The sequence below is a fragment of the Micromonospora sp. NPDC004336 genome, assembly GCF_053602615.1.
Genome location: NZ_JBSGDY010000069.1, coordinates 21,651 through 29,656 on the forward strand (window position 1 = coordinate 21,651; position 8,006 = coordinate 29,656).

1 protein-coding gene is annotated in these 8,006 nt (G+C 76.4%); it reads left to right on the forward strand.

All coding sequences use genetic code 11. From position 1 onward, the window contains the following. Positions 1–9: 9 nt before the first annotated feature. Positions 10–8,006 (forward strand): type I polyketide synthase (locus ACWENR_RS16565; protein WP_452277852.1); only part of this gene is annotated, 7,997 nt, incomplete at its 3' end.

Here is an 8,006-nt window from a genome sequence, read left to right on the forward strand (position 1 = left end):
ATCACCCCGATGGCGAACGAAGCCAAGCTCCGCGAGTACCTCAAGCGCGTCACCGCTGACCTGCACGAGACCAGCGAACGCCTGCGGGCCGTCGACGAGCAGAACCACGAGCCCATCGCGATCGTGGGGATGAGCTGCCGCTACCCCGGCGGGGTGGACAGCCCCGAGGCGCTGTGGCGGCTGGTCGACTCCGGCACCGACGCCGTCACGGAGTTCCCGGCCGACAGGGGCTGGGACGTGGAGAACCTCTACGACCCCGACCCCGACGCGCACGGCAGGTCGTACACCCGCGAGGGCGGCTTCCTGCACGACGCCGGCGAGTTCGACGGCGGATTCTTCGGCATCTCCCCCCGGGAGGCCCTGGCGATGGACCCGCAGCAGCGCCTGCTGCTGGAGGTCGCCTGGGAGGCCGTCGAGCGGGCTGGCATCGCCGCCGACTCCCTCAGGGGCAGCCGCACCGGAGTCTTCACCGGCGTCATGTACCACGACTACGTCTCCCGCCTCGACGGCGTGCCGGAGGAGGTCGAGGCGTTCGTCGGCACCGGCAACCACGGCAGCGTCGTCTCCGGCCGGATCGCCTACACCTTCGGCTTCGAGGGCCCGGCGGTGACCGTCGACACCGCCTGCTCGTCCTCGCTGGTGGCGCTGCACCTCGCCGTGCAGGCCCTGCGCTCCGGCGAGTGCGCCCTCGCGCTGGCCGGCGGCGTCACCGTCATGTCCAGCCCCGACACGTTCATCGGCTTCAGCCGCCAGCGCGGGCTGTCCCCGGACGGGCGGTGCAAGTCCTTCGCCGCCGCCGCCGACGGCACCGGCTGGAGCGAGGGCGCCGGACTGCTGCTGCTGGAACGGCTCTCCGACGCCCAGCGCAACGGCCACCCCGTGCTCGCCGTGGTGCGCGGCACCGCCGTCAACTCCGACGGCGCCTCCAACGGCCTCACCGCGCCGCACGGCCCCTCGCAGCAGCGGGTGATCCGCCAGGCCCTCGCCAACGCCCGGCTCACCCCGGCCGACGTCGACGCGGTGGAGGCCCACGGCACCGGCACCCGCCTCGGCGACCCGATCGAGGCGCAGGCCCTGCTCGCCACGTACGGCCGCGACCGGGCCACCGACCAGCCGCTCTGGCTCGGCTCGATCAAGTCCAACCTCGGCCACACCCAGGCCGCCGCCGGCGTCGCCGGCGTGATCAAGATGGTCATGGCGATGCGGCACGGCGTCCTGCCGAGGACCCTGCACGTCGACAAGCCGTCCCCGCACGTCGACTGGTCGGCCGGCGCGGTGAGCCTGCTCCGCGAGCCGCGCCCGTGGCCGCGCGGGACGAGGCCGATGCGCGCCGGCGTCTCCTCCTTCGGCGTCAGCGGCACCAACGCCCACGTCGTCGTCGAGGCCGCCCCGGCCGCGCCGCAGCCGCCCGCCGTCGCCGTCGCCGGGCCCGACCCGATGCCCTGGGTCGTCTCCGCGCGCAGCGCCGCCGCCCTCACCGCCCAGGCCGGCCGGCTGTGCTCCTGGCTCGCCGAGCACCCCGACGCCGCGCCGGCCGCCGTCGGCCGGGCGCTGGCCGCCGGACGGTCCGCCCTCGAACACCGGGCCGTGCTGCTCGGCGCCGACCGGGACGAGCTGCTCGCCGGGCTCGGCGCGCTCGCCGACGGCGTCCCGACGGCGTCCGTGCGGCGCGGGGTGGCCAGCCCCACCCGCGTCGCGGTGCTCTGCACCGGCCAGGGCGCCCAGCGCGTCGGCATGGGCCGGCAGCTGTACGGCGCGTTCCCGGCCTTCGCCGACGCCCTCGACGCCGCCTGCGCCGAGCTGGACAGGCACCTCGACCGGCCCCTGCGCGGCGTGCTCGACGGCCCCGCCGACGTGCTCGACCGCACCGGCTACGCCCAGGCGGCGCTCTTCGCCGTCGAGGTGGCCGCCTACCGGCTCGTCGAGTCCTGGGGCGTCGTGCCCGACTTCGTGGCCGGCCACTCCGTCGGCGAGGTGGCCGCCGCGCACATCGCCGGCGTGCTGTCGCTGCCCGACGCCGCCCGCCTCGTCGCCGCCCGGGGCACCCTGATGCAGGCGCTGCCCACCGGCGGCGCGATGGTCTCGATCCGCGCCACCGAGGCCGAGGTGCGCCAGCACCTCGACGCCGCCGCCGAGGCGGCCGGCGCGGGGCTGGCCGCCGTCAACGGCCCGGAGTCCGTCGTCGTCTCCGGCGACGAGGACGCCGTGCTGGCGGTCGCCGGACACTTCGCGGCCCTCGGCCGGCAGACCAGGCGGCTGCGGGTCAGCCACGCGTTCCACTCCGCCCGGATGGACCCGATGCTCGACGCGTTCGCCGACGTGCTCGGGCAGCTGACCTTCGCCGCTCCCCGGATCCCCCTGGTCTCCACCGTGACCGGCGCGCTGCTCGACGCCGACGAGGTGCGCTCCCCGGCGTACTGGCTGCGCAACGTCCGCGACACCGTGCGCTTCGGCGCCGCCGTGACCGCCCTGCGCGAGCTGGGCGTCGGCGCGTACGTCGAGGTGGGGCCCGGCGGCGTCCTCTCCGCGCTCACCCAGGAGATCGTCGGCACGGACCAGGCGGTCTGCGCCCCGCTGCTGCGCGCCGACTCCGACGAGGCGGCGACCGCGCTGGCCGCCGCCGCCACCGTCTGGGCGCGGGGCGTGCCGGTGCGCTGGGCCGCCCTGTTCGACGGCCCGCCCGCGCCCGTCGACCTGCCCACGTACGCGTTCCAGCGCGAACGCTACTGGCTGCTGCCCCTGCCGCGGCCCGCCGACGTGACCGCCGCCGGGCTGACCCCGACCGGCCACCCGCTGCTCGGCGCGGTGTTCCGCTCGGCCGACGGCGACGAGGTGACGCTAACCGGCCGGCTGTCCGTGGAGACCCAGCCGTGGCTGGCCGAGCACGCCGTACGCGACGTGCTGCTCCTTCCCGGCACCGGCTTCGTGGAGCTGGCGTTGCGGGCCGGCGCGGAGGTCGGCGCAGAACGGCTCGCCGAGCTGACCCTCCAGGAGCCGCTGGTGCTGCCCGAGACCGGCGGCGTCGACGTGCAGGTGGCCGCCGAACGGGCCGGCGCCGACGTGTGGCAGCTCACCGTCCACGCCCGCCGCGCCGGCACCGACGACCTCTGGGTCCGGCACGCCACCGGCCTGCTTACCCCGGAACCGGGGGAGGACGGCACCCCGCTGACGGCCTGGCCGCCGCCCGGCGCCACCGCCCTCGACGTGGCCGAGCTGACCGGGCGGGCGGCGCGGGCCGGCTTCGCGTACGGCCCGGCCTTCTGCGGGCTGCGCGCCGCCTGGCGGCTCGGCGCGGACGTCTACGCCGAGGTGGCGCTGCCCGAGCCGGCGGCCGGCGAGGCCGGCGGGTACGCGCTGCACCCGGCCCTGCTCGACGCCGCCGTGCAGGCGGTCGGGCTGGGCATCGTCGACCCCGGCGAGGCCCGGCTGCCGTTCTCCTGGTCGGCCGTCACGCTCTGCGCCCACGGGGCCGACACGCTGCGGGTACGGCTCACCCCCACCGGCCCGGACACGGTGACGCTGCTGGTCGCCGACGCCGCCGGCGCGCCCGTCGCCCGGATCGGCTCCCTGGTGCTGCGGCCCCTGCCGGCCGGGGAACCGGCCTCCGGCGGGTCCTCCTGGCGGCGCTCGCTGTTCCGCCTCGACTGGCCCCGGCACGCCGTCGGCGCACCCGGCGCCACCACCTGGGCGGTGCTCGGCGACCGTCCCGCGCCGCTGCCGTCCGGCGTGGCCGCCGCCCGCCACGCCGACCTCGACGCGCTGGTCGACGCCGGGGTGCCCGACACCGTGCTGTACCCGGTCACCGGCGCCGCCGCGACCGGCCCCGGACCCGTCCACGACCTGCTCGCCGAGGTCCTCGGCGTGCTGCGGGGCTGGCTCGCCGCCGAGCGGCACACCGGTGGATCCCGGCTCGTGGTGCTCACCCGGGGCGCGGTCGCCGTGGACGACGACGCCGAGGTGGACGACCTGGCGGGCGCCGCCGTCTGGGGTCTGCTCCGCTCCGCGCAGGCCGAACACCCCGGCCGGTTCCTGCTCGTCGACGTCGACGACCCGGACCGCTCCGCCGCCGCCCTCGCCGGCCTGCTCCGCGCCGACGAACCGCAGGCGGCGGTCCGCGACGGCGTCGTCCGGGTGCCCCGGCTCGTCGCCGCGACCGGATCCGACGCCCCGGCCCCGTCGCCGGACCCCGACGGCACGGTCCTGGTCACCGGCGGCACCGGCGCCCTGGGCGCGCTGACCGCCCGCCACCTGGTCACCCGGCACGGGGTCCGCCACCTGGTGCTGACCAGCCGGCGCGGGGCCGACGCGGACGGCGCCGCCGACCTGCTCGCCGAGCTGGCCGACCTGGGCGCCACCGCGACGGTCGAGGCGTGCGACGTCGCCGACCGGGACGCCCTGGCCGCTCTGCTGGACCGGATCGACCCGGCCCACCCGCTGACCGGCGTGGTGCACACCGCCGGGGTGCTCGCCGACCGCACCCTGACCGCGCTCACCGCCGAATCCCTCGACGCGGTGCTCCGGCCCAAGGTGGACGCCGCCGCACACCTGCACGAGCTGACCGCCGACCTGGACCTCGCCCTCTTCGTCACGTACTCCTCCGCGGCGGGCGTGACGGGCAGCCCCGGCCAGGCCAACTACGCCGCCGCCAACGCCTACCTCGACGCGCTCGCCCACCGGCGGCGGGCCGCCGGCCGCCCGGCGCTCACCCTGGCCTGGGGGCCCTGGGCCGAGTCGGGCGGCGGCATGACCGCCGGCCTCGACCGGGCCGACACCGACCGGCTGGCCCGCGCCGGCGTGCGGCCCCTCCCGCACACCGACGGCCTCGCCCTCCTCGACGCCGCCCTGCTGGCCGGCCTGCCGGTCGCCGTGCCGATGACGCTCGACGGCCCCGCGCTGCGCGCCCAGGCCGAGGCGGGCACCCTGCCGCCCGTGCTGCGCGGCCTGGTCCGGGCGCCCCGCCGGCGCGCCGCACGGACCGGCCCCGCCGACACCGCCGCCCTCACCGGACAGCTGGCCGGGCTCGACCCCGAGGAGCGCGCCGCGGCCCTGCTGCGGCTCGTCCTCGACCAGGTCGCGGCCGTGCTGGGGTACGCCGACGCCGCCGCCGTGGAGGCCGCGCGCCCGTTCACCGACCTGGGCTTCGACTCGCTGACCGCCGTCGAACTGCGCAACCGGCTGGGCGCGGTCACCGGCCTGCGGCTGCCGGCGACCCTCGTGTTCGACCACCCGACCCCGCTCGCCCTGGCCGACCACCTGGACGCCGAGACCGGCACGGACGCCGACCCGCTGCCGGCGCCGGCCGCCGCCGTCGCGGCACTCGACGAGCCGATCGCGATCGTCGGCATGAGCTGCCGCTACCCCGGCGGCGTGCGCTCCCCGCAGCAGCTGTGGGACCTCCTCGCCGCCGGCGGGGACGGCATCACCGACTTCCCGACCGACCGGGGCTGGGACCTCGACGAGCTGTACGACCCGACGGGTGCGCGCCGGGGCACCAGCTACGCCCGCGAAGGCGGCTTCCTGGCCGACGCCGGCGACTTCGACGCCGACCTGTTCAAGATCTCGCCGCACGAGGCCCTCGCCATGGACCCCCAGCAGCGGCTGCTGCTGGAAACCTCGTGGGAGGCGATCGAGGACGCCCGGATCGACCCGCTCGCGCTGCGCGGCCGCCCGGTCGGCGTGTTCGCCGGCATGATGTACCACAACCACGCCGCCGGCCTGGCCGACGTGCCGGAGACCCTCGACGGCTACCTCGGCGTCGGCACGGCCAGCAGCGTGCTGTCGGGGCGGGTGGCGTACTCGTTCGGCTTCGAGGGGCCGGCGGTGACGGTGGACACGGCGTGTTCGTCGTCGCTGGTGGCGCTGCACCTGGCCGTGCAGGCGCTGCGGTCCGGGGAGTGCGACCTGGCCCTCGCGGGCGGCGTCACCGTCATGGCGACCCCCGAGACGTTCATCGACTTCTCCCGCCAGCGCGGGATGTCTCCCGACGGCCGGTGCAGGTCGTTCTCGGACGACGCCGACGGCACCGGCTGGTCCGAGGGCGTGGGCGTGCTGCTGGTGCAGCGGTTGTCGGACGCGCGGCGGGACGGTCGGCGGGTCCTGGCGGTGGTGCGCGGTAGCGCCGTCAACCAGGACGGTGCGTCGAACGGGTTGACGGCGCCGAACGGTCCGTCGCAGCAGCGGGTGATCCGGCAGGCGCTTGCCAATGCCCGGTTGGGCGTCGGTGACGTGGACGTGGTGGAGGCGCACGGTACGGGCACGACCCTCGGTGATCCGATCGAGGCGCAGGCACTGCTGGCGACGTACGGGCAGGGTCGGGACGACCACGAGCCGCTGTTGTTGGGGTCGGTGAAGTCGAACATCGGTCACACGCAGGCGGCTGCCGGGGTGGCCGGCGTGATCAAGATGGTCTTGGCGATGCGGCACGGCATGGTGCCGGCGACGCTGCACGTGGGCTCGCCGTCGTCGCATGTGGATTGGGCGTCGGGTGCGGTGGAGTTGGTCACCGAGGCGCGTGGGTGGCCGGCGGTGGGACGGGTGCGTCGGGCGGGGGTGTCGTCGTTCGGCATCTCCGGCACGAACGCCCACGTGATCATCGAGCAGCCGGAGCACGCGTCCGGGCTGGAGTCGACCCCGGCGGCGCGGCCGGCGTCCGAGGCGGGAGAGCCGTCGACCGGGGCGGTGGCGCCCGCCGGCGGGCCGACCTCCGCCCCGACGGTCGAGCCCCTGGCTGATCCGGCTTTCGTCTCCGCGACGAAGTTGCCGGTGCCGTGGGTGGTGTCGGCGCGCTCGGAGGGGGCCCTTGCCGGCCAGGCGGCGCGGTTGGCGTCGTTCGTGCGGGGCCGGTCTGACCTCGCTCTGTCGGATGTGTCGTGGTCGTTGGCGGTGTCGCGGGCGGCGTTGGAGCATCGTGCGGTGGTGTGGGGCTCGGACGTCGACGGGCTGGTGGCGGGGCTCTCGGCGGTGGCCGAGGGGCGGCCGTCGGTGGTGTCGGGTGTGGTGTCGGCGGGTCGTCGGGCGGTGTTGTTCACCGGTCAGGGCTCGCAGCGTGCCGGCATGGGCCGGGAGTTGCACGGGGTGTTCCCGGTGTTCGCGTCGGCGTTCGACGGGGTGTGCGCCGGGTTCGACGGTTTGTTGCCGCGTCCGTTGCGGGAGGTCGTGTTCGCCGAGCCGGGGTCGGACGATGCCGCTCTGTTGGATCAGACGGTGTTCGCGCAGGCTGGCCTGTTCGCGGTGGAGGTGGCGTTGTGGGAGTTGCTCGCCTCGTGGGGTGTGAAGGCGGACTTCCTGGCGGGTCATTCGATCGGTGAGGTGACGGCCGCGTACGTGGCGGGGATGTTGTCCCTCGCTGACGCGTGCACGCTGGTGGCGGCGCGGGGTCGGTTGATGCAGGCGTTGCCGGCCGGTGGCGTGATGGCGGCGGTCGGCGCGCCCGAGGCCGCGGTTGGTCAGCTGATCGAGGCGTCGGGCGCTGCGGTGGATGTGGCTGCGGTGAACGGTCCCGCGTCGGTGGTGGTTTCCGGTGCCGGCGGCGAGGTCGCCGTGGTGGTGGCGGCTGCCCGTGAGCGGGGCTGGCGGGTCAAGGAGTTGTCGGTAAGTCACGCGTTCCACTCGCGGTTGATGGAGCCGATGTTCGACGAGTTCCGGGCGGTGGTGGCGGGGCTGGACTGGCGGGCGCCAAGGACCCCGATCGTGTCGAACGTGACCGGTGCCGTGGCCGACGCCGCCGAGATCACCGACCCCGAATACTGGGTGCGGCACGTACGCCAGCCCGTCCGGTTCGCCGACGGGGTGGCGGCGTTGCGGGCGCAGGGCGTGGACACGTTCCTGGAGGTCGGCCCGGACGCGACGTTGACCGCGATGGTGGCGGAGATCGTCGGCAACGTGCGGCGGATCCCGGCGGCGCGGCGCGACCAGGCGGAGGTCGGCGCGCTGACGTCGGCTCTGGGGCAGCTCTGGGTCGCGGGTGTCGCGGTGGACTGGGCGGCCTACCACGGGCAGGCCGGGGC